A 22,294-nucleotide genomic window follows, 5' to 3' on the forward strand; every position below is an offset into this window, starting at 1 on the left:
GAACGGCACTTCGCCCTCAGGCCAGGGCGGCGCGTCAAAGAACAGCTCGCGCGCCACGCGCAAGTTGATTTCGCCGCGATGAATCGCCAGGGCATGCGTCACGCGCCCGCTCTGTCCGGCCTGGATGCTGCGAAAGGCCGCGCCCGCTGCCGTCGGTGGTAGTCGGTCATGGCCGGCGCAGACAAATTCCTTGCGTGGACCAATCAGCGACTACGCTTGAAACAAGTCCGATCAATCTGCGTGAATGGATCAATCGACTATGGGTGTTTTATGGCAAACCGATTCGACCCAGGCTGCGGTGCCAACCGACAGTGCGGATGAACCGCCTTTGCCACAAAAAACCCGCCCACACCGCTTCGGCTGGCGCATGTTCTGGCTATTGCTGGTGATGCTGCTGATCGGCCTGGCCTATGCCGCGTCCCGGGAAATGCGCACCTCCAAGTGGCAGGCCCGGGAATTCAGCCGGATCGCCGCCACCCTCAGTTACCAGGTGCAGCCCGGCCCGAGCGCGGCGATTGTCTACCCCGGCGCCGGCCCCTTCGACAAACGCCTGGGCTACAGTGCCCTGAGTGATTTTCTGCCACGCCTGCTCAAGCGCAATTACCTGATCCAGAGCCAGGCGCAGTTCTCCCAGGCCTTGCTCGACTACAGCCGCCAGGGGCTGTTTGTGCCCTATGACGAGAAGATCCAGGCAGGCCTGTCGATCAGCGATTGCCGCGCCGAGCCGCTGTACCAGTTCAGCTACCCGCAGCAGTTCTATCCGACCTTTGCCGCGATCCCGCCGGTGGTGGTCAACAGCCTGCTGTTTATCGAGAACCGCGAGCTGCTCGACCCCGCCCAGCCCCAGGCCAACCCCGCCGTGGACTGGCCGCGTTTTGCCAAGGCCGCCTGGTCGCAGGTGGCCCGGCTGCTGCACCTGCCGGGCCAGACTGCAGGCGGCAGCACCCTGGCCACGCAGTTGGAGAAATATCGCCACTCGCCCGACGGGCTGACACTGTCGGGTGGCGAGAAGATCCGCCAGATGATTTCCGCCAGCGTGCGCACCTACCTGGACGGCCCCCAGACGCTGGTAGCGCGCCAGGCGATCGTGCGCGATTACCTCAACAGCGTGCCGCTGTCGGCGGTGCCCGGGCATGGTGAAGTGCATGGTATGGCCGAAGGCTTGCGGGTCTGGTACGGCGCCGACTTCAACCGGACCAACAGCCTGCTGGCCAGTGACGACCCCAAGGATCTTGCGCAAAAAGGCCTGGCCCTGCGTGAAGTGCTGTCGCTGACCATCGCCCAGCGCCGTCCTTCCCACTACCTGTCAAAGGGCCGCGACGAGCTGGCCAGCCTCACCGACAGCCATATCCGCCTGCTGGCGCAGAACGCGGTGATCGATCCGGCCTTGGCCAGCGCCGCACTGGCCAGCCAGGTCACTTACCGCAACTGGCAGCAGCAACCGACCCTGCAGCCCATAGAAACCAACAAGGGCATCAGTGTCGCGCGCAGCCGCCTGGCCGCCCTGCTCGATCGCCCGCTGTACGACCTCGACCGCCTCGACCTGGCCGCCACCAGCACCCTGCAAAGCGATCTGCAAAGCCAGGCCACCGCGTACCTCAAGCAATTGGCCGACCCGGCCTTCGCCGGCCAGCTCGGCCTGCTCGGGCCGCGTCTGCTGACCCCCGCCAGCACGGCCCAGGTGCGCTATAGCTTCACCCTCTACGAAATGACCACCGACGGCGCCCGGGTGCGGGTGCAGACCGACAACACCGACCAGCCCTTCGATATCAATGAAAGCAGCAAGCTGGAACTGGGCTCCACCGCCAAGCTGCGGGTGCTGACCACCTACATGCAAATCATCAGCGAACTGCACCAACGCTATGCCGACCAGAGCCCGGCGGCGCTGAAAAAAGTCGTCATCGACGAGCAGGACCGCCTGACACGCTGGGCCGTGGATTACCTGGCGCAGAACAGTGACCGCAACCTGCCGACGATGCTCGCCGCAGCCCTGGACCGGCACTACTCCGCCAGCCCCGGCGAAAGTTTTTTCACAGGGGGCGGCCTGCATCACTTCCATAACTTTCGCAACGAAGACAACGGCCGCAACCCGACCTTGCGCGAGGCGCTACGCGAGTCGATCAACCTGCCATTTATCCGCCTGATGCGCGACCTGGTGCGCTACAGCACCTACCAGGGCGCCAACAACAGCGCCGAACTGCTCAAGGACGACAGCGACCCGCGCCGCCAGGAATACCTGGCCAAATTCGCCGACCGCGAGGGCACCACCTTTTTGCTGCGGTTCTGGAAAAAGTACCGTAACAAGGACACCCAGGCGCGCCTCGACACCTTTCTCGACAGCCTGCACCCCACCGCCATCCGCCTGGCCGCCGTACACCGCTACCTGTTGCCGCAGGCCAGCCAGCAAAGTTTCAACAGTTTTGTGCGCGCCCACCTCAATGACCCCACGGCCCGCGCCAAACTCAGCGACGAACGCCTGGCCAACCTCTACCAGAACTACGGCCCCGGTGCCTACGACTTGCCGGACCAGGGCTATATCGCCAAGGTCCATCCCCTGGACCTGTGGTTGCTCGGCTACCTGCTGCAACACCCCGACGCCACCTTCACCCAGGCGGTGGCGGCCAGCACGCACGAGCGCCAGGAGGTCTACAGCTGGCTGTTCAAGAGCCGGCACAAGAGCGCGCGGGACAGCCGCATCCGCACCATGCTGGAGATCGAGGCCTTCCTGGATATCCACCAGCGCTGGCAACAGGTGGGCTACCCGTTCGACCATCTGGTACCGTCCCTCGCCACCGCCATCGGCAGTTCCGGCGATCGCCCGGCCGCGCTCGCCGAACTGGTGGGGATTATTCTCAACGACGGTATCCGCCAGCCGACACTGCGCATCGACAGCCTGCACTTTGCCGCCCGCACGCCTTATGACACACGCCTGGTCAACGACCCCGAGCGCGGCAAGCGGGTGATGCCCAGCGCCGTGGCCACGGCCCTGCGCGAGGCGCTGTCGCAAGTGGTGGATGCCGGTACCGCCAAGCGCGTGGCCGGCAGTTTCAAGCTGGCCGACGGCACACCACTGGCCATGGGTGGCAAGACTGGCACCGGCGACAACCGCATCGAAGCCATCGGGGCCGGCGGGCGCGTGCTCAGCTCCAAGGCCATCAACCGCACGGCGACGTTTGTGTTCTATATCGGCGAGCACCATTTCGGCACCTTGACCGCCTTCGTCCCCGGCGCCACGGCCCAGGGCTTCAGTTTCACCTCGGCCTTGCCGGTGCAGGTGCTCAAGGGCATGGCGCCGATCCTCACGCCTTATCTGCAACCGGGCAGCCACACCTTGTGTGCCCCCGCCTCAATGGCGCTGAACCAGGGCGGTAACCGGCTGTTTTCAAGGTGATGATTTTTGAACGGTTCGCCTGTGTAAGCGGCCTGTTGGACCCAGTATTCAAACTTATTCTCGGCCCCAGCCCAAAATAGACTGAAGCGCTTTCATGGCTCTTTTCAGGATCTGTTGCATGGCTGATTTACTCCCTTCCCCGCGCCCGGCCACGTTTCAAGGCCGGCACTACCCATTGCTTGAAAGTGCCTTGCCGCCGTGGCTGAAAACCACCGCCCCGCACCGCCTGGATGCCTTGCAGGCCGTCGGGCTCCAGGACCCGGCGCCCTACCCGAACGCCGCGCCGGCACAGCACGCCAACCTGCGGCAGGCTATCGCCGGCCACTGGCAAGCCCTCAACACCCTGGATAAGCGCCTCCAGCCCCTCAATGATCTGTATGCCTACGCCGAGCGCATCCTGGGCGGCGCGCTAAGCGCCGACTATGGCCCGATTGATGTGCGCAACACCTATGTGCGCCTGTATGCCAAAGCGTCGACAGCCTGGTGGGTACATGACTTCAAGTCAGGCGTCACCAGCCATACGCTGTCGCTGCTGGATGCGGCGCTGCATAACTTTGCCGCCACCGACAGCTTTGTCGACTATGCCTTCCTGTCTGGCGCCGATGCCCGTGGGCAGCAGCGCAGCCTGACCTTCAAGCACAAGACCCGCGGCACGCCCCTGACCGCCGAGGGTTTCAAGCAACTGTGCCGCGCACTGAACATCGGCGGGCACTACCGTGAACATCTGAAGATTGTCATGGGTGTCTACAACCCCACGGTGGCCCGCGACCTGCGCCGCCAGGTGATCGCCCAGCACCAAGCCGCGTTGAAGGCCGCCGCCCACCTGGCCCTGGTCAAGGGCGACCTGCCCCAGGATGCCTGTGACGAAGTGCTCGCGCTGATCGCTGGCAACACGGCCCTGCGCCTGGATGGCCAGGTGCTTGCCGGCCACACCCTGGACCTGATGAACACGCGCCTGACCGGCATCCTGCTGTTCTGCGCCACACCCCACTCGGCGGCGCGGGTGATTGCCTATGTGCCGGACGACCCCGCGCACCCCCTCAAGCAATACCCCACGCCCCTGGCCTTCATTCGCGAACTGACCCGCCAGTTGCGTGACAGCGAACGCTATCAGGTGTTCTTCAGCCGCTTTGTCGACCATGATCAGCGCGGCTTTTTTTTCGCCAACCTCAATACCCGCCTGAGCCGGGTGCAGTGGCGCGCCAAAGCCGCGACCGATAGCCAACCGACCTGGCAAGACACGCCCCTGGACCATCCCCACCTGCAATTCCATGTGCAGCCCATTGCCGACGACTACCAGAACCGCGCGCATTCAAGCGGCAACAATGACCTGTGGCACTACCGTTACCGGGTGCACCTGAACAAGGTGCTCAATGACGCCCAGGACATTGCCGTCTCGACCAGCCGCGTCGACCGCCTGGCCCGCCAGGCCTGGTGGGACAACCTGGGGCGAATCCTCGGCGATATCCTCAACGCCGCCTTGCAAGTGCTCACCCCGTTTGTGCCGGGGCTGGGGGAAGTGATGCTCGCCTACACCGCCTATCAGCTCACCGACCAGGTGTTCGAGGGGGTGGTCGACTGGGCCCAGGGCCGAGGCACAGAGGCGGCGCAGCATTTGATCGGGGTGGCCCAGGACCTGGTGCAGTTCGGCCTGTTCGCCGCCGGCATCCAGGTGGCGGCGCCGCTGCGCCTCAAGCTGTCGGCGTTTGTCGAAGGGCTCACGCCAGTGACGCTCGCCGACGGCCGCCGGCGCCTATGGAACCCGGACCTGGCGCCCTATGTCGCCGACCCGGGCGCACCCGCAGATCAACCGTTAATGCGCCACGAGGGTGCGCAGTATCAGGTGCAACACGGGCGCATCGTCCACCCGCGCCGCGCGGATGCCTACCGGCCCCACGTGCATCGGCGCGGCAATGGCATCGTGGTGCATGAAGCCGAGCAGCCGCAAACCTGGGACAGCTCCACCCTGATGCGCCGCCTCGGGCCCAGGGCCGAGGCTTTCAGCGCCGCGCAACTGGAGCAGATCCGCCGCACCAGTGGCTGCGATGACGACCAGTTGCGCAGCCTGTACCTGCATGAGCAGCCTCTGCCGCCGTTGCTGGCCGACACCCTGAACCGCTTCGAGGCCTACGCCAGCGCACAACAGGCCAGCGCGCAGATCCGCGCAGGCATGCCCCTGGCCCCAGACTCCGCCTGGTTCGAGCAAACCGTCACCGAACTGGAGGGCTGGCCCCAGGACAAGGCCCTGCAAGTGTTCCTCAGCGCCAGCCTGAGCGGCGATTCGCACCGCTACGGCAACCTCGCTGCGGCGCCTGCCGACACCCTGCGCCTGAGTGTGGCGCAAGTCATGTCCGGCCAGTTGCCGGAACAGGTACTGGGTTTTCTCGATGAGCCGCAAACCCGTGCCCTGCTCGGCGCCCAGGTGCCCAAGGCCCAGCAAGTGCAACACCTGCGCGAGCAACTGGCGGCCTACGTCACCCGCCAGGCGCCAGAGATCGGCCAGTACGCCCATCATCTGCGCGAGCTGTCCGATGAGCCGGGTATCCGCCTGCTGCGCGAGCATTTCGCGCAGATGGATTCGAGCGTGGCGCGGGCCTTGCTCGCCACTGCCGATGAAGCCGAGCGCAACCTGATGGCGACCCAGGGGCGCCTGCCGCTGCGCCTGAAAAACCTCGCCCGCGAATTGCACTTCAGCGCCGGCACCAGCCACGCCTATGAAGGTTTCTACTTCCCCTGGCGCCAGAGTATCGACAGCGAACGCATGCTGCTCGGCACCCTCAAACGCCACAGCGATTGGTTTGCCGACCTGCACCTGCAAATCCGCGAGCACAGCGCAGATGGCCGGCTGCGCTGCGAGGCAGGGCCGGCCAACGCCAGTACCCGGCGCATCCTGGTCAGGAAAGACCACCTGGGCTACGAAGTGCGCGATGCCGAGCACCGCAAGCTGCATGACCTCGACACCCTGTACGAAGCCCTGCTGCACGCCGCCCCCCTCGACAGCCGCCGGGCCCTGGGCCTTGGCCCCGGCCAGGGCGAAGGTTTGCGGCATTGGCTGCTGACCACCCTTGAGCCTCTGGCCGAACGCCGCGCCGCCCTGGCCCAACTGCCGGTCCCACGCCACGCCGACCCGCAAACGCTGAAGCTGCTCGGCAAACCCATACCCGTGCGCACTGCGGTACTCAGAAGTGCAGACGCGTTGATCCTGAACGCCTTGAAGACAGTCTTTGCGCACCAGAGCGAAGCGCGCATCCTGGCCTTTATGGACAAGGTCGGCCACGAGCAGATCGGCTCCCGGGTCAACCAGTTAATCGTTGAGCATTACCGTCTGGACGGCGATCTGGCGCACTGGTCGCGCCAGCCGGGGCATCATCCGCCCGCCATGGAACGGGAGTTGCGCAGTTTCATTCAGGGGCAAGTTCTCGAATGCTGGCAGGACCAGATCCGCGCCGCCACCGAGCCCCTCGGCTCGCGCCTGGACCTCAGCGGCGTGACACTGCCCGATACGCTGCCGCCGTTGCGCGCCGACTTCAGCCATGTCACGGAGCTGAACCTGATCCGCAGTCAGTTCGGCCCGGCCCACGGCCAGTTCCTGCAGCACTTCCCGCAACTGTCGGCCCTGTATCTGGCAGAGAACCCGCTGACCCGCCTGCCTGAGGCAATCCGCGAGCTGCGCCACCTGGAAGACCTCGACCTGGCCGGGTGCCCGCTGACGTTGCCGGTCGAAGACATCACCCGCCTGAAAAACCTGCGCTACCTGCGGCGCCTCAAGCTCAACAACACCCGCGCCCAGCAAGCGCCGGACATCGGGCGCATGCGCGACCTGATACACCTGGACCTCAGCCACAGCCCAATCAAGCGCTGGCCCGAAGGACTGTTCGAGGTGCCGCGACCGGCGCCGTTCTTCTTGAACCTGCAAGGCACCGCGATCACCCGCCTGCCCGCGGTGGCCCTGGGCAGTCGCGAAGCCGCGCTGGTGGCACGCACCTACCTCAACCGCTCGGCGCTGGACGCCCTGCAACGCGAACAGTTCAAAGCCTACCGCGCGTCGGTCGGCCTGGACCCGGAGCGCACCTATGAACCTCGCGGCGATTGCACGCCGTGGCTGAACTACCTGTCGCCGGCCGCCCGGGAAGAAGCCCGGCAAGTCTGGGACGCGCTGGAGCACGAACATGGCTCCCAGGGTTTGTTCGAGGTGCTCAAGGCCCTGGAGCAGCCGGAGGTGTTCCAGACCCCGCAAGATCAACAACGCTACGCCGCCAACCACCGCCAGTTGACGCAGCAGGTGTGGCTCTTGCTGCAAGCGGCAGTGGTCGACACGCCGCTGCGCAAACGGTTGTTCGAGATGGCCAGCTTCCCCAGCAACTGCCCGGATGCGGGGACGCAGATTTTCAATGAACTGGGGGTCGAGGTGCTGCTCTACCAGATCGAGCACCAGGCGCAGACGCCAGAGGCGCATGAACTGCAACTGGCCACCCTGATCAGGGGCCGGGCGCGCCTGCAACAGCTCAACGATGTGATCCGCACCGATGTGCAACAACGCCTGGCGCCGGTCGCCGAGGGCGGCCAGGGCCTGCGGTTTCTCACCGAAGTGGTCGACGGCGTGGCCGGCCAGGTCGATGAGGTAGAAATCTACCTGGCCTACCAGACCGCACTTGCCGTGCGCCTGGACCTGCCGTGGATCGCCGAGCATATGCTGTACCGCAGCACCGCCCGGGTCAGCGCCGCGCAGATTGACGCGGCCTATGCCCGGGTGCAGGAGCTGGGAAACGGCGACGGTCTGGTCAACCGCATGCTGCTGGACCCGCACTGGCGCGCCTGGCTGCAAAAGCGCTATGCCGGCCAATACGCCGAACAGCAGCAGTGGCTCAGGACCCAGCATGAGCAGTTGCTTGATCTGCAAGAGATGTGGGAACAGGTGCCGCAGAAAGTACCGTTACCCGCACAGATCGCTGCCCTGGCCAAGGCGCAGGGCATGACCGAGTCGAACCTGGCAGACCCGCTGAAATTCCAAGCTGCCTGCGAAAAACGTGAGGAGGAACTGGGCTACAACGCCGAGGAGTGGATGCGCCAGCGCACCCGCACCGCCTTGATGGCGGCGCGAGAGCTGCGTAATCGCCGGGCTAGCCGCTGATTTCAATCACCCTTTCGGCCGCGCCTTCCACCAGGAAAAACCGATAGATCCGCCCGGCCTGTTTGTCGAAGCTGAACACCCGGCCAGGGAAGATGTGGTTCTTGGTCACGGGCGCGCAGTCCAGGCGATCGGCCACGGCGCAGTCCTTGAACTCGTCTACCACCACCACGGTGTTACCGGCGTTGCGCAAGGTGTAGCGCTGGCCACCGTTCTCGACACGGGTGTCGAAGCGGCTCTGGCTGGGGCGTACGAAGAACACCGTGCCGTAGCCGGACATCACCCGCACCCCGCCCGCCAGCGAGGCCTCATAGGCGGTGCGGTCTTCGTCGCTGACACCGAACTCGTCGTCCTTCTCCGGCGCCACCGGCAGGTAGCGCACGCGGAAGTAACGCTCGCGGTCGCGCTCGCCCATAAACAGCAGGCGCGTGCTCTGCATGGCGTTGGCCGGCACGATCAGGCGCGCCGGGCTGGCCATCAGGCCATCGCGTACCAGGCCAGTGCCGGCCTGGTCCTTGAGCGGCACTTCGTCATAGCTGCCGTCGGGTTTGTAGAGCATTTCGGTGATGTCGACCTTGACGAACGCGGTGCTGGTGCCGCCATTGAACACGCGCTTGAGGTAAGTGTTCTTGTCGCCGTTCATGTAGTCGTAGAAGTCACCGACATTGATCGCCGGTCCCGCCTGGGCATTCAGCGACCACAGGCACATTCCCAGTGCTGCAAACAGGTATTTCATAAGCACCTCATTGATTACGGGCGCAGCGCGTCGAAGATCAGATGCACACTGCCAAAATAGTCGCCGGCCACATAACCGTCCTCGGGCTCGACGGCGGAAATTTCCAGCTGCACACGTTTGCCGGCCCGCGCTTGCTCGGCAGAGACCACTTGGGTATCGGTCAAATCCAGCAACTGGCCGTTGAACTCGACATTGAGCAGGATCAGGCGCCGGCCATTGGACAGGGTCGGCAACTGGCCCAGGCGCGCGACAATGCCGCCACCGCTGTTCTTCACGTCGAACTGTTCGCGCAGCGGCTTGAGCGTGCGGGTCACCAGGTTCCAGGTCATTTCCTGCTGGCGCTCAAGGAACGCGGGGCGGATCGGCAGCACATAAAAGTCTGCGGTGGGAATGCTCACCGTGACGTCAAACACCTGTTCTTCGCGAATCGCCAGGGCCTGGGTACTGAGCAGGGCCACGGCGAGCAGCAGCAGGGTTGCCATCAGCACCTTGCACAATTTGCCCGAGCGGCGCGGGGGTTCGGGGGCGCGTTGAATGATCATCAGCCTTTGACCTCGTAGTGTTTTTTCGCGCGGCCCTCGACCAGCGTAAAGCGGTAGGTACGCCCGGCCTCTTTGGCAAAGCTGAAGCTGCGCCCCGGCAGGATGTGGTTCTTGGTCACGGGCAGGCACTCCTGGGTCTGGCCAGTGGGGCAGTCCTTGAACTGATCCACCACCACCACGCTGTTGCCGTCGTTGTGCAGGCCATAGGCGTCGTTGCGCTCATCGACACGGGTGGCGAAGCGGCTGTGTTTGGGCCGCACGAAAAACACCGTGCCAAACCCGGCCAGTACCGTGACCCCGGCCGACAGGCTATTTTTGTAGGTCTCGCGCTCTTCACTGGACACCACAAAGCCGTCTTCGGGCTCTGGCATCACCGGCACAAAACGCAGGTGGAAATAACGCTCCTTGTCGCGCTGGCCGAGGTACAGCAGGCGCGTGCCCTGCATGCCGTTGGCCGGTACGATCAGCCGCGCCGGGGTCGCCACCAAGCCGTCACGGGCGGTGTTTTCGGGGTTGCTTTTAAGTTCGACTTCTTCGGAAGTGCCGTCGGCGTTGTAGACAATCTCCATCACCGACACCTTGATAAACGCCGTGCTGTCGCCGCTGTTGAACACCCGCTTGAGGTAGGTGCTCTTGTCCTCAGCCAGGTAGTCGTAGAACACGCCGACATTGATGTTCGGCGCGCCCATCGACAGCGGCAGCCAGCAGAGCGTGCACAGCGCCAACAGATATTTCATACCCATACACCTCATTTAAAGCTCCGAATCCCAGACCACCGTGACCTGGCCCGCATAGGTGGTGCCGCCACGCTCCAGCATCTGGTCGGCGTACTCTTTCTTGACCTCGAAGTGCAACGTGCCGGGCCGGCGGTTGACGTAGAAAGTCGGTTGCAACATCTCGGTGCCGACGCCACTGAGCAACAGCGGTTGGCGGATCACCCCGGCGCCATCCTCACGGTTGAGGCCGTGGGGCAGGCTGACGGCGACATCCACCGGCACCTCGTGACCGTCGCTGGTGTTGCGCAAGGCACAGGTGTCGCCGATCACCCGCTCGCAGGTCATCTGCATTTTGAAGCGTGACGAGGCAGAGATATTGAAGGTCTGGTCGCGAAACAGCCGCGCCGGTTTGCGGCCCTGGTTGACCCAGGCTTGCCAGCCGCCCTGGGGCACCAACTCGACGCGGTTGCCGCCCGGCGGGACCTCCACCTGGAGTTGGTGCTGCACTTCTAGGTTGAAGTTGAAGGTCAGTTGGTTGTCGGTGGGGATCAGCACATCACCAAAGTCATAGTCACCCCGTGGCCCCAGGGTGTAGGTCAGGCTGCCGGTGTACTCGCCACTGGACATACCCAAGGGGTTGGGCGTGCGGATCTCATAGGCGTACTCCATTTGGTAGATACGCATGTAGTCAAGGTCCTGGGACGGCTTGCGACTGCACACCCCGGCGCCTTCCGGGACGATCCAGAAGTAGGTCGCCGTTTGCCGACCCGCCGCAAGGTGGCCAGTACTGACGCAAGGGCTTGGGGCCCTGAGCCATTGAGTCGTCCAAAAAAACCCCGGTTGGGCCCAGCCCGACACGCCCGGCGGATAGGAAACCTGCCACAGCCCACCGAAGCCGGCGATGCGCATCTGCACGGTCTCCACTTCCCCGGTGCGGGTGTGGGTGACTTGTGCATCACGCCAACTGGAGGGCACCTGCACCATAAAACCCTGGCGCTCATCTTCGTGGTTGGCCTGGATCGGCGCGTTGCTCAGGGCGTCGAACGCCGGGATCCGCAGGCTGAACAAGTTCAGCGCCTTGCACTGGCTGGGAATGTGCGACTGACAGATAGAACTGACCGGCGTGGTATTGCGAAACGTGTTCACAAAAGGGTTGCCAGGGTCCGGGGTAAATACCGCCGTGATGTCCTGGGTCAGGGCCAGCGCCGTGGAGCTGCACAACAGTGCCGCGCCCGCGACCCCAAGCTGGGTGATCAAGGTGCTGATACGTCTCATGGTGCTAGGCAATCTCGTCATGACCCTCAACCTGCGGTCTGAGTGGTAAAAGTGGAATCGGCCAGGGTGTCCGGCGTGCAGCGCAGGTCGCCGATCATCAGCACGTCGTCGGCCTCCCGCGCGCCGCTGGTGTCGAGGCGGAACTGGCAGAGCAGGCGGTTATCGCGGCGCACTTCGAGGGTGGGCGAGCTGGCGTTCATTTCCAGGGAGAAGAACCCGTCGACCTCGCTCACCCCACGGCTGGCGTGGTTGATGATGTGATGGCCCTTGAGCGGCTTGCCCTCAGGGTCCACCAGGCGCCCGAGCACCGTGACACTGCGCATCACGCTGACCTTGCGGTAGTCCACGCCCCCCTTGTTCAGGTGGTAGGCCGCGCGCGGCGGCTGGATGCTGGCCGCAGGCGCGTGGTTGCCGTCGAAGTCGAAGCTGACCGAGCTGCCCTTGTAGGCGGTGATCGGAATAAAGTTGCGCCCCGGACGCAGGACCGTGCTGCCACCGCTCAAGTCATCGGCGCGCAGGACGATGTCATCGACATCGGTTTCTACGTCGACAATCATTCCCGAGCCCGCGCCGGAGTATTGGCTGGTCAGCACCATCCGGTTGCCGCCTAAGGCGAAGGTGCTGTCCAGGTTCAGGCCACCGGTGAGGTCGTTGTTAAACGATGAGCGCTGGACAAAACCATCACCATTGACGCTGTCGGTCTGGAAGCTGGCCATGCCCGACAGGCCCACGCCATAGGTGTCGGCCAGCACCGTGCCCGAGACGCTTTGCAGCACGTGGTCTTGCAGGTCGCGGCGGTAGCTCAGCGAGGCATTGTTGTCACGTTCGCCCTCGCGGGAGGTGCGCGTGCCGATACTCGCCGCCCACTGCTCGCCTGGGCCGCCCAGGGCCAGGCTGACGCTCAGGTCGACCCCACGGTTACGCTTGTCGCCAGTGCTGGCACTGGCCGGGCGGTCGAACAGCGACAAGCGCCAGTTGGCGTCGCTGCCAAACAGATGGCTGCGTTCGTTCCAGCCCAGGTCCAGGCCGGTACCTTGCACATTGCCTTCGCTGTAGGACAGCCGCGCGCTGATGGAGCGCAGGTTGCTCAAGCGATGGCTGAGAGAGACCGACGACAGGCTGGTCTGGCCGACAAACACATCGCGCTGGCGAATGCGCGTACCGTCGGGCAGGGTTTCGTAGGTGTTGCGGGTATCCAGCCAACTGCGGGTGTGGCTGAACACCACGCTGCCCAGGCCGTAGTTATAGAGGCTGTTGAGGTCCACGCCGGTGCCGTAGTCATCGGTCTGGTAGACGTTGGCGTAGAGGCTGAAGTTATTGGCCAGGCTCCAGTCGATGGACGTGCCGTACTGCATGCTGTCCTTGACCTGGCGCCCGGACAGCCCAAGCACCACCCGTGGGTGCGCCAGGTAGTTGACCGAGGCTCCGGCGGTCAGGTCGCCGCTGGACTGGTTGTCCCAGTTGCTCAGCAGCTTGCTTTCCTGGCCGGCAAACACGTTATAGCGCCAGCGGTTGTCGAGGTTGCGCCAGTTGTTGGGCTTGTACACCAACTCCTGGGTGGTGTTGGTGACCTGGCCGTCTTCGAGCAGGCGCACTTCCACTTCATAGATCCCGCCGGGCAACGGCCGCGTATCCAGGCTTTGCAGGCCAGTGCCGACCGCCTGGGTGTTGATCAGCAGGCCGTTGCGGTAGATCTCCACCGAACCCTGGCGGTTGGCGGTGACGTAGATGGGGTAGATGCTCGGCTTGGGGTTGCTGATCATCAGGCTGTCGGAGCTGCCATACATCACGCCTACGGCGGTGTCGGGGCTGGCGCCGAAGGTTCGCAGTTGGCGGGTCAGGCCTTCGGCGTTGGGCGTGAAGTAACCCAGGCGCAGGAATTGCCCGTGCAATTCACGCTGGCCGTAGAGCGAGTACACCGCGTGGTTGAGGTCGTCATCATCCGGCCCGCCCAGGCGCGAGAACTGCATGTTCAAGACTTGGTTCCAGTTACCCAGGCTACCGCTGGCATCCAGGCCCAGGCGCCCGCCGAGGTCCTGGCCCTGGCCGCCGCTGATATTGAGTTGGTTACGCACGATCAAGCCGCTGCTGCCTGCGGTGGGCAGCGTGTAGTACTGGGATTGGAGGCCATCGCGCTCGGCGTTCTCGGTCAGCAAGGTGACCAGGGACTTTTCCAGGTTGTAGTGCACTGCCAGCAATTGCTCCGGGCAATCAGTGGCGCAGGTGCCCAGGGACACGCCCTGCTTGAGGTAGTCACCCCAGCGGTCGCGGTCGATGTCCTTGATCACACTGCCTTCGTGGTCAGTGAAATCCAGCAGGGTCAGGCGGTCATCGCGGGTCAGGACGATCATCGCCTCGGACACAAACTCCTGGTCCAGTTCGACCCGTACCGCCAATGGCACATCAAAAAAATGTTCTTCAAAGTCCGCCGGTAAACCCTTGGCCTGGGACAGCAAACTTCTTGGGGTTGTGCCAGTTGCCGCGTCAGCTGCAAACGCCCCCGTACAAAACAACAAGGCAAGCGCTGCCGCGATGAGAATCATCGGGAACATGAACGGATACTCTGATTACGCTCAGGGGAAGACTTGAATACCGATCAACCGACAGCGGCTGCCTGTCGATCGGTAGAGGTCAAGCAACAAGCCAGGACTTATTGATCAACGCGCCGCGCTCAAGGGTTGGAGACGCGTGGCACGTGGTCGAACACCACGGTGAAGTCGGTGGTGAACAGGCCCGCATCGGTGTCGGCTGGCTTGGCAGCGGCGACCACCATGTCGGCCTGGGTGCCTGGGGTCGAGCTGGCGTCATCGACAACTTGCTGCGGGTTAGCGGTCAGAGTCACGCCGTTGAAGGTGGTGGTCAGGGGAATGGAGGAAGTGCCGTTAGTCAGGGACGCCGGGCCACCCTGGATGTAGGCGTTGATCGAACCGTCGGTGTTTTTTACCGCATAAGTGGCCCGCAGCGAGCTCAACTGACCGGTGACGGTGTTGTAGGTCATGGTTTCGTCCTTACCGAAGTCCGGATCCAGCGGCTGGGCGTGGAACTGCTTGGTAGGAATCGAGGCCTTGATGTTGATCACGCTGGTGGCTTCACCGGCAGCAAACACGCTGGAGGAAGCGACGGCCAGCAAGGCCAGTGGCAGGGCGAGAGCAGTTTTTTTCAGCATCGTTAAATACCTGTTGGTGCTTTTTAAGTAAGTTAAAGATTCGAGTCGATCGAAACTTCACGCCGCGCAAAAAACCTAACATTCAATGAAGAAGTCGAGTCCTAAGACGCAAGTAAATGATCAACCGAATTCAACTTCAGGTAAGCCAGCAAATTCCGTGTAACACGTAGTTTCCAGCCCTTATACACAGGCAGAAAAAAACCTTATTTCTCAATAAATCACGGACTAACTGTCATACATGGAAGACAACTGGAACCTGTTTAACTTACATACTGAAAACATCATTCCGTCAGAAATGTATTACATGCACCAGCACAACTAATCATCACTCGATTTAGAGCAAAGACTCCACGCCTTATTTAAGCCGAGAACTCGTTAGTTTGTAGTGGATATTGCAATTATTTGACGTGGCAGACCGGGTACCGCAGGCAGGAGTGCCAGCCTACCGTTCGTCAGAACACATTGCTCGATCCATAAGATATATCTTACGTTATGTCTTAGATAACCACAGAGAGCAGCACAATGAGAGACCATCATTCCCACCGTGAACCCGGTGACGGCCGCGACGGCTTCGAGAAACGCCCAGGCCGCGAGCGCGGTGGCCGAGGCCCGCGGGTCTTTGCCCCCGGCGACCTGAAAATCCTCCTGCCAGCGCTGATCGCCCAGCAGCCGTGCCACGGCTACGACCTGATCCGCCAGATCGAAGGGCTGTTCGACGGTGCCTACAGCCCCAGCCCCGGAGTGATCTACCCCACCCTGACCTTTCTCGAAGAGAGCGAATTGATCAGTGGCGACGCCGAGGGCGGGAAAAAACGCTACACAATCACCGACGCCGGACGTCTCTTCTTGAGCGAACAGAAAATTGCCCTGGACGGTGTGCGCATGCGCATCGACGTGAGCAAGCGTTCGCTGCGCGGCCATGACCGGCCACCGGAGATCCACGAGGCGGTGCATAACCTGCGCCATGCCTTGCAACTGCACCACGGGCGCTGGAGCCCGGCAGAAATCACGCGTGTCGCGGAGCTGCTCAACAGCACCGCCCAAGCCATTGTGGATGGCCCCGCCGTCCAACCTGTACAGGGGAAAAGTGAATGAACAAGCCCGTCATCCACCGCGTCACCCACGAGATTAAACGCCGCTGCCTGGACGTACTGCGGGTGGTCGATATCACCCCGCGCATGCGCCGCATCACCCTGGGTGGCGAGCAACTGGCCGGGTTTGTCAGCCTGGGCAGCGATGACCATATCAAGCTGCTGTTCCCGCAGAACGCCGCTGAACTGGCTGCGCTGCAAAGCCCGACCTTCGCCATCAAGGGCGAAGGCCCACAACCGGCGATGCGCGACTACACGCCACGGCGTTTCGACCTGGCCATTGGCGAGCTGGATATCGACTTTGTACTGCATGGCGACGGCCCGGCGTCGACCTGGGCCGAACAGGCTGCCGTCGGCCAACACCTGTACATCGGCGGGCCACGGGGCTCGATGATCGTGCCGGATATCTTCGACAGCTACCTGCTGGTGGGCGACGAAACCGCGATCCCGGCCATTGCCCGACGCCTGGAAGAACTGCCGGCCGGGCGCACGGTGCTGGCGGTGATTGAAATTGCCGATGTGCATGAAAAGCAGGCGCTTGGCAGTGCGGCTAATGTCGAGGTGATCTGGGTGGTGCGCGGGATCGATGACCTGCTGAGCACCGTGGAGAACCTGCAGCTACCGGGTGGATCGCTGTATGCCTGGGTCGCCACCGAGACCAAGCTATCGCGCCAGGTTCGGCGGGTGCTGCTGGATAAACATCAGCTTAACGACGAGTTCGTCAAGGCGGTGGGCTACTGGCGGGCCGAGGGCAGCAGCGAAGAATAGGACTCACTCGGTCAAAATGTGGGAGCGGGCTTGCCCGCGATTGCGCTGTATCAGTCGGCACATTTGCTACTGATCCACTGCAATCGCGGGCAAGCCCGCTCCCACATTAGTTCTTGGTTGCCCTGGGGAGCTTGTCCAGCCCTACTATCGCCAACGCCACCGCCACAAACCCCAGCAATATCCCCCCTGCATTCATAAACACCTGTGGATAACCCAAGGTGCCTACATCAATAAACGGGTACTGATACTGCCCCAGCACATGCCCGCGCAGCAGCACATAAACGAAATACACCAGCGGGTAAATCACCCAGTAGCCGATGTGCCCCAGGCGCAACGTGCCCTTGGGCACGCACCACCACCAATAGCCGAGGAACAGCAGCGGCATCACGTCGTGGAGCAGTTCGTCGGCGATGAACTGCCAGCCCTCGGGGCTCCACAAATGCCGCAGCAGCACACTATAGGCCAGCCCTACGACCACGATGCTCACGGTTACGCCGCTGCTGACCGCAGGCTGTAGGAAGAAACTGCGCCCGGCCGAAGGCCGACTCACCAGTGCATAACTCAGCACCACCGCCGCCAGGGTGTTGCTCAGCACCGTGAAGAAACTGAAGAAATTCACCAACCCGCCCAACAGGCTGGCATCGACCAGCCAGCGTGAGTAGAGGATCAAGTATTGCTGGATCGCCAGGCCTGCCCAACCGGCCAGCGCCGCTGCCGCCACATACCGCTTCATGGGATCAGTCCAGCGGGCGTTTGGTGCGCATCAGCTTGACGTACAGGCCTTCGACCTTCTCCCGCGCCCACGGGGTCTTGCGCAAGAAGGTGAGGCTGGACTTGATGCTCGGGTCGTTTTTGAAGCAGCGGATATCGATGCGCTCGGCCAGGCCTTCCCATTCGTAATGCGCCACCAGTGCGGTGAGCACCTGCTCCAGGGTAACGCCGTGCAGGGGGTTGTTGTTCGATGCGGTCATGCCGGGCCTTTGCCAAGTAAATAAAGAGGAAGCCGCGCACCTTAGCCGAGAGGCCAGGCAGGTGGAAGCATTGCCATGATTGTAGGCCCACTCCCGAACCAATGTAGGAGCAAGCTTGCTCGCGAAAAACGTAGGAGCACTGCGTGTATTCAGGCTGCCCGCGTCATCGTTGACGATCTTCGCGAGCAAGCTCGCTCCTACAGGGGTTTATGAAAAGTTCCGCTTCCCGGAGGAAAAAGAGATGTTATATTGTAACCATTCATATACAACCTCTCTGCTTTGCCAAGGAACCCCCGATGTCCCTCTCCCCTCTCTGGCGCCTGACCCCGCTGGCCGCTGCCCTGCTGATCAGTACCCAGGCCCACGCCCTGGAACTGCAACCCCAAGTCATCACCGGCAACCCGCTGGGCAGCCAACAACTGGCCTCGCCAAGCACCGTGCTGGAAGGCGATGACCTGACCCTGCAACAAAAAGGCAGCCTGGGCGAAACCCTGAACAAGCAGCCTGGGGTGTCGTCGTCGTACTTCGGCCCCGGTGCCAGCCGCCCGATCATCCGTGGCCAGGATGGCGACCGCATTCGCATCCTGCGCAATGGTGTCGGCGCGCTGGATGCCTCGTCGTTGTCGTATGACCATGCGGTGCCGCTGGACCCGGTCAACGTCGAGCGCATCGAGATCGTCCGTGGCCCGGCCGCCCTGCTCTACGGCGGCAGCGCCATCGGCGGGGTGGTCAATACCTTCGACAACCGCATCCCCACCGAAGCCATCGAAGGCATCCATGGCGCGGGCGAACTGCGCTACGGCGGCGCCGATACCACCCGCAGCAGCGCGGGCAAACTGGAGGCCGGCAACGGCACCTTCGCCCTGCACCTGGATGCCAGCGCACGGCAATTCAACGACCTGAAAATCCCAGGTTACGCCCGCAGCCGCCACGCTGCGGAAAGCGAAAACGGCCCCGGCAAAAACGGCCGTCTGGGCAACAGCGACGGGCGTCAGGACAGTGGTGCAGTGGGCGGTTCCTACACGTGGGACGACGGTTACGCCGGGCTGTCCTACAGCAACTCCGACAGCAACTACGGCTCGCCCGCCGAACAGGACGTGCGCATCCGCATGCAGCAGGAGCACTACGCCTTCGCGTCCGAGATCCGCAACCTGCAAGGCCCGTTTACCTCGGTCAAACTCGACGCCGGCTACACCGACTACGAACACCGGGAAATCGAAGGCGGCGAAACCGGCACCACCTTCAAGAACAAGGGCTATGAAGCGCGCATCGAGGCGCGGCACCAGCCCTTGGGGCCGTTCGATGGCATCGTCGGTGCCCAGGTCAGCCGTAGCGAATTTTCCGCACTGGGCGAGGAAGCTTTCGTACCGCAAACCGATACCAATGCCGGCGCGCTGTTTATCCTCGAAGAAATGCAGGCCACCGAACGCCTCAAACTGAGCCTGGGCGGGCGCCTGGAACACACCACCGTCGACCCGGATGGCAAAGGCAACGAGCGGTTTGCCAATGCCAACAGCTCCAGCAGCTTCACTGCCGGCAGCCTGTCGTCGGGTGCGGTCTACACCCTGACCCCGATCTGGTCTCTGGCCGCGACCCTGGGCTACACCGAACGCGCGCCGACCTTCTACGAGTTGTATGCCAATGGCGCCCACGTCGCCACCGGCACCTATGAAGTGGGCGATGCCAAGCTGTCCAAGGAAAAAGCCGTGGCCAGCGACCTGGCGCTGCGCTTTGACAATGGCACGCACAAGGGCAGTGTTGGCGTGTTCTACAGCCACTTTTCCAACTACATCGGCCTGCTGAACAGCGGTCGCACCTTGAATGACGAGGGCGAAGAGGCTGCCGATGGCATCCCGGAATACACCTACTCGGGTGTGCGCGCACGTTTCGTCGGCTTCGAAGCCCAGGACCACTGGAAACTTGGCGAAAGTGCCTACGGCAAATTTGCCCTGGAACTGTCGGGCGACTACACCCGCGCCACCAACCTGGATACTGGCGAAGCCCTGCCACGGATTGCTCCACTGCGTCTGAACAGCGGCTTGCTGTGGGAACTGGATCGCTGGCAGGCGCGCATTGATGTTGAGCACGCTGCTGGCCAGGGCCGGGTGCCTAGCAACGAAAGCGGCACCGATGGCTACACCACGTTGGGCGCCAGTGCCGGCTATCGCTTCAACCTGGGCGGCAGCCAGTGGCTGGCGTTCGTCAACGGCGAGAACCTGACCAACCAGACCGTACGCTATGCCAGCTCGATCCTGCGCGATATCGCGCCGGCGCCAGGCCGTAGTGTGCAGGTGGGCCTGCGCACGACCTTCTAACAGACAGTGATGTTCAGCCTGTGGGAGCTATGTGTTGTCTAGCCAAACTCGTGCTGCAAACGAGCCCCCCTGCGGGAGCGGGCTTGCCCGCGATGGCGGTGGGTCAGCCAGCTTATCCGGTGCTGACACAACGCTATCGCAGGCTAGCCAGCTCCCACATTAAATTGAGTTGTCTAGCCAAACCCGTGCTGCAAACGAGCCCCCTGTGGGAGCTGGCTTGCCCGCGATGGCGGTGGGTCAGCCAGCTTATCCGGTGCTGACACAACGCTATCGCTGGCAAGCCAGCTCCCCCATTAAATTCTGTTGTCTAGCCAAACCCGTGCTGTAAACGAGATCCCCTGTGGGAGTGGGCTTGCCCGCGATGGCGGTGGCTCAGCCAGCTTATCCGGTGCTGACACAACGCTATCGCTGGCAAGCCAGCTCCCACATTAAATTGTGTTGTCTAGCCAAACTCGTGCTGTAAACGAGCCCCCCTGCGGGAGCGGGCTTGCCCGAGATGGCGGTGGGTCGGCCAGCTTATCCGGTGCTGACACAACGCTATCGCTGGCAAGCCAGCTCCCACATTAAATTGTGTTGTCTAGCCAAACCCGTGCTGCAAACGAGCCCCCCTGTGGGAGTGGGCAAGCCTGCTCCCACATCGCTCTGCGGTATCTGCGCCGACTGTTACCAAATCCGAAATAATCCATCTTGCGATTAGCCCTTTCTCTCCCCGAGCCGGCGCTTTATCCTTGTCTGCAACAAACTGAAACGTTTCATCATTCAGCCAGACCTGACGAGCGTCCATCCCCCGGCCGCCGTTTGCGTACTAAAACCAAAAACTATTAAGACCTGCCCTTGCCTATGCCTGCTTTCCCAACACTGCGCCTGTGCGCTGCGCTGCTGCCTTTGTGCCTGATCGACTGCGCCCAGGCCGTCCCTGCCTTTGACCATGAGTCCTCGTGGATGCTGGGTGATCTTGGCGGTTCCCGGACAGCGCTGTCTGAGCAAGGCTACGACTTCAAGATCGACTACACAGGCGAGATGGGCAGCAACCTGCACGGCGGCTCGGACCATGACCGCACCGCTCGCTATAGCGACCAGTGGGCCTTCGGCAGTCACCTGGATCTGCAGAAGATCCTCGGCTGGCACGACGCCGAGTTCCAACTGACGATCACCGAGCGCAGTGGCAATAACATCAGCAACGACCGCATCAACGACCCGCGGGTCGGCGGCTTTACCTCGTCCCAGGAAGTCTGGGGCCGTGGCCAGACCTGGCGCCTGACGCAGATGTGGTACCAGCAGAAATTCTTCGACCAAAAACTGGATATCAAAGCTGGGCGTTTTGGCGAAGGCGAAGACTTCAACAGCTTCCCCTGCGACTTCCAGAACCTGGCGTTCTGCGGCTCCCAGGTGGGCAATTGGGTCGGTGGCATCTGGTACAACTGGCCGGTGAGCCAATGGGCGCTGCGGGTCAAATACCACCTGACGCCCGAGCTGTACGCGCAAATCGGCGCCTTTGAGCAGAACCCGTCCAACCTCGATCGCGGCAATGGCTTCAAGCTCAGCGGCAGCGGCACCCAGGGCGCCCTATTACCGGTGGAGCTGGTGTGGACGCCAACGTTCCACGACCTGCCGGGCGAATACCGCGCCGGCTACTACTACAGCAGCGCCAAGGCCAGCGATGTGTACAAGGACCGCCACGACCAACCCGCCGCCGTCAGTGGCGAGGCCTATCGCAGCGCCTCCAGCAAGCATGGCGTGTGGCTGGGTGTGCAGCAGCAAGTCACCAGCCTGGCCAGTGACCACTCCCGTGGCTTGAGCGTGTTCGCCAACGCGACGATGCACGATAAGAAAACCAACGCTGTGGATAACTATGTGCAGGCAGGTGTGGTCTACAAAGGCCCCTTCGATGCCCGCGCCCGCGACGATATCGGCTTTGCCGTGGCCCGCGTGCACGTCAACCCGGCCTATCGCAAGAACGCCCAGGCCCGCAACCAGGCCAGTGCGCTCTACGATTTTGACGACGGCGCCTACCTGCCGGTGCAAGACACCGAATACAGCGCCGAGCTCTATTACGGCGTGCACGTCAGCAACTGGCTGACCGTGCGCCCGAACCTGCAATACATCCGTCATCCGGGGGCCGTCGCCCAGGTGGATGACGCGCTGGTCGGCGGGATCAAGCTGCAAGCGTCCTTTTGAATCGCAATAAACGCAAT

Annotated in this window: 14 protein-coding genes; 6 read left to right on the forward strand and 8 right to left on the reverse strand. The window is 62.8% G+C overall.

Features of this window, described 5'->3' with window-relative positions:
* The first annotated feature begins 259 nt into the window (after window positions 1-259).
* Entirely contained in the window at window positions 260-3,391 is a 3,132-nt protein-coding gene (locus ACSSVH_RS20825) for a transglycosylase domain-containing protein (protein WP_492633673.1), read from the forward strand.
* Between the two features lie 118 nt (window positions 3,392-3,509).
* Window positions 3,510-8,522, forward strand: coding sequence for an NEL-type E3 ubiquitin ligase domain-containing protein (locus ACSSVH_RS20830; protein WP_492633674.1), 5,013 nt, complete (start codon window positions 3,510-3,512; stop codon window positions 8,520-8,522).
* On the opposite strand, the gene ACSSVH_RS20835 is transcribed toward ACSSVH_RS20830, so the two are convergent.
* The 6 genes from ACSSVH_RS20835 to ACSSVH_RS20860 all read right to left on the reverse strand — a co-directional run bounded on the left by ACSSVH_RS20835 (window position 8,512) and on the right by ACSSVH_RS20860 (window position 14,954).
* Window positions 8,512-9,255 (reverse strand): molecular chaperone, encoded by a 744-nt coding sequence (locus ACSSVH_RS20835; protein ID WP_170041806.1) that lies wholly within the window; start codon window positions 9,253-9,255, stop codon window positions 8,512-8,514. The two genes, ACSSVH_RS20830 and ACSSVH_RS20835, sit on opposite strands and share 11 nt — an antisense overlap.
* A gap of 14 nt (window positions 9,256-9,269) precedes the next feature.
* Window positions 9,270-9,797 (reverse strand): fimbrial protein, encoded by a 528-nt coding sequence (locus ACSSVH_RS20840; protein ID WP_262376936.1) that lies wholly within the window; start codon window positions 9,795-9,797, stop codon window positions 9,270-9,272.
* Window positions 9,797-10,534 (reverse strand): fimbrial biogenesis chaperone, encoded by a 738-nt coding sequence (locus ACSSVH_RS20845; RefSeq protein ID WP_492633675.1) that lies wholly within the window; start codon window positions 10,532-10,534, stop codon window positions 9,797-9,799. The genes ACSSVH_RS20840 and ACSSVH_RS20845 overlap by 1 nt, the downstream gene beginning before the upstream one ends.
* Window positions 10,535-10,549: 15 nt before the next feature.
* A complete protein-coding gene (locus ACSSVH_RS20850; protein WP_492633676.1) occupies window positions 10,550-11,809 on the reverse strand; it encodes a hypothetical protein in 1,260 nt (419 codons plus the stop codon).
* Between the two features lie 5 nt (window positions 11,810-11,814).
* Window positions 11,815-14,340 (reverse strand): TcfC E-set like domain-containing protein, encoded by a 2,526-nt coding sequence (locus ACSSVH_RS20855; protein WP_169954487.1) that lies wholly within the window; start codon window positions 14,338-14,340, stop codon window positions 11,815-11,817.
* A 119-nt stretch (window positions 14,341-14,459) separates the two neighbouring features.
* On the reverse strand, window positions 14,460-14,954 hold the full coding sequence (locus tag ACSSVH_RS20860) for a CS1 type fimbrial major subunit (protein ID WP_169954488.1): 495 nt from the start codon (window positions 14,952-14,954) through the stop codon (window positions 14,460-14,462).
* Between the two features lie 522 nt (window positions 14,955-15,476).
* Between ACSSVH_RS20860 and ACSSVH_RS20865 the strand changes: the two genes are divergently transcribed.
* Both ACSSVH_RS20865 and ACSSVH_RS20870 read left to right on the forward strand, forming a co-directional pair.
* Entirely contained in the window at window positions 15,477-16,049 is a 573-nt protein-coding gene (locus ACSSVH_RS20865) for a PadR family transcriptional regulator (protein WP_169954489.1), read from the forward strand.
* Window positions 16,046-16,813 carry a siderophore-interacting protein gene (locus ACSSVH_RS20870; RefSeq protein WP_492633677.1) on the forward strand — a complete coding sequence of 256 codons (768 nt, stop codon included), beginning with the start codon at window positions 16,046-16,048 and terminating at the stop codon, window positions 16,811-16,813. The genes ACSSVH_RS20865 and ACSSVH_RS20870 overlap by 4 nt, the downstream gene beginning before the upstream one ends.
* A 106-nt stretch (window positions 16,814-16,919) precedes the next feature.
* Here ACSSVH_RS20870 and ACSSVH_RS20875 read toward each other — a convergent pair whose 3' ends face one another.
* Window positions 16,920-17,546: a Pr6Pr family membrane protein gene (locus tag ACSSVH_RS20875; protein WP_172312045.1), complete on the reverse strand. Its 627-nt coding sequence runs from the start codon at window positions 17,544-17,546 to the stop codon at window positions 16,920-16,922.
* 4 nt (window positions 17,547-17,550) lie between these two features.
* Window positions 17,551-17,784, reverse strand: a complete 234-nt coding sequence (locus tag ACSSVH_RS20880; protein ID WP_057438302.1) for a VF530 family protein — start codon at window positions 17,782-17,784, stop codon at window positions 17,551-17,553.
* A 296-nt stretch (window positions 17,785-18,080) separates the two neighbouring features.
* On the opposite strand from ACSSVH_RS20880, the gene ACSSVH_RS20885 reads away from it, so the two are divergent.
* Together ACSSVH_RS20885 and ACSSVH_RS20890 are read left to right on the forward strand one after the other, a co-directional pair.
* Window positions 18,081-20,099, forward strand: coding sequence for a TonB-dependent receptor (locus tag ACSSVH_RS20885; protein WP_169954492.1), 2,019 nt, complete (start codon window positions 18,081-18,083; stop codon window positions 20,097-20,099).
* An 840-nt stretch (window positions 20,100-20,939) separates the two neighbouring features.
* On the forward strand, window positions 20,940-22,277 hold the full coding sequence (locus ACSSVH_RS20890; protein WP_492634727.1) for a carbohydrate porin: 1,338 nt from the start codon (window positions 20,940-20,942) through the stop codon (window positions 22,275-22,277).
* The last annotated feature ends 17 nt before the right edge of the window (window positions 22,278-22,294 follow it).

The sequence above is a fragment of the Pseudomonas sp. HC1(2025) genome (assembly GCF_058742075.1).

Excerpts from the sequence above, each read along its gene's own strand:
- ACSSVH_RS20875 (WP_172312045.1), bottom strand. The coding sequence starts at position 17,546 with ATGAAGCGGTATGTGGCGGCAGCGGCGCTGGCCGGTTGGGCAGGCCTG.
- ACSSVH_RS20870 (WP_492633677.1), top strand. The coding sequence starts at position 16,046 with ATGAACAAGCCCGTCATCCACCGCGTCACCCACGAGATTAAACGCCGC.
- ACSSVH_RS20835 (WP_170041806.1), bottom strand. The coding sequence starts at position 9,255 with ATGAAATACCTGTTTGCAGCACTGGGAATGTGCCTGTGGTCGCTGAAT.
- ACSSVH_RS20890 (WP_492634727.1), top strand. The coding sequence starts at position 20,940 with ATGCCTGCTTTCCCAACACTGCGCCTGTGCGCTGCGCTGCTGCCTTTG.
- ACSSVH_RS20860 (WP_169954488.1), bottom strand. The coding sequence starts at position 14,954 with ATGCTGAAAAAAACTGCTCTCGCCCTGCCACTGGCCTTGCTGGCCGTC.
- ACSSVH_RS20825 (WP_492633673.1), top strand. The coding sequence starts at position 260 with ATGGGTGTTTTATGGCAAACCGATTCGACCCAGGCTGCGGTGCCAACC.
- ACSSVH_RS20845 (WP_492633675.1), bottom strand. The coding sequence starts at position 10,534 with ATGAAATATCTGTTGGCGCTGTGCACGCTCTGCTGGCTGCCGCTGTCG.
- ACSSVH_RS20885 (WP_169954492.1), top strand. The coding sequence starts at position 18,081 with ATGTCCCTCTCCCCTCTCTGGCGCCTGACCCCGCTGGCCGCTGCCCTG.
- ACSSVH_RS20830 (WP_492633674.1), top strand. The coding sequence starts at position 3,510 with ATGGCTGATTTACTCCCTTCCCCGCGCCCGGCCACGTTTCAAGGCCGG.
- ACSSVH_RS20850 (WP_492633676.1), bottom strand. The coding sequence starts at position 11,809 with ATGACGAGATTGCCTAGCACCATGAGACGTATCAGCACCTTGATCACC.
- ACSSVH_RS20840 (WP_262376936.1), bottom strand. The coding sequence starts at position 9,797 with ATGATCATTCAACGCGCCCCCGAACCCCCGCGCCGCTCGGGCAAATTG.
- ACSSVH_RS20865 (WP_169954489.1), top strand. The coding sequence starts at position 15,477 with ATGAGAGACCATCATTCCCACCGTGAACCCGGTGACGGCCGCGACGGC.
- ACSSVH_RS20880 (WP_057438302.1), bottom strand. The coding sequence starts at position 17,784 with ATGACCGCATCGAACAACAACCCCCTGCACGGCGTTACCCTGGAGCAG.
- ACSSVH_RS20855 (WP_169954487.1), bottom strand. The coding sequence starts at position 14,340 with ATGTTCCCGATGATTCTCATCGCGGCAGCGCTTGCCTTGTTGTTTTGT.